Source organism: Gardnerella sp. C0684A1, from assembly GCF_055326835.1.
This window is the reverse complement of sequence record NZ_JBLTSX010000038.1, coordinates 1-263: the sequence shown is the minus strand read 5'-3', so window position 1 is coordinate 263 and position 263 is coordinate 1. Positions and strand designations below refer to the sequence as shown.

Annotated in this window: 1 protein-coding gene; it reads left to right on the top strand. The window is 65.8% G+C overall.

Features of this window, described 5'->3' with window-relative positions; genetic code table 11:
* Positions 1–263, top strand: a 263-nt coding sequence (locus ACNEUN_RS06280) for a hypothetical protein (RefSeq protein WP_463631581.1), incomplete at both ends; no start/stop codon positions are given.

Genomic DNA, 263 nt, shown 5'->3' with positions numbered 1-263 from the left:
GCAATGGCCACCGCATCGCAGCAGGCGCGCGACATCGAGGGCCAAATCCAGTTGCAGGAAGACGTGGTCCGATCGAACCAATCGATGTTCGACCAGATCGCGAAGGTCGTCGAACGCGGGTTCGTCAGCAAGGTCGAGATGGAGCGCCGCCGCCAGAATCTCATCGCCTCGCAGCAGAGCCTCGCCGGCCTTCGGCAGCAGCTGACCCAGAAGCGCGCCGACGCGAACGCCGCTCGAGCGCAGCTTGCCGGGCTCTCTGCGGA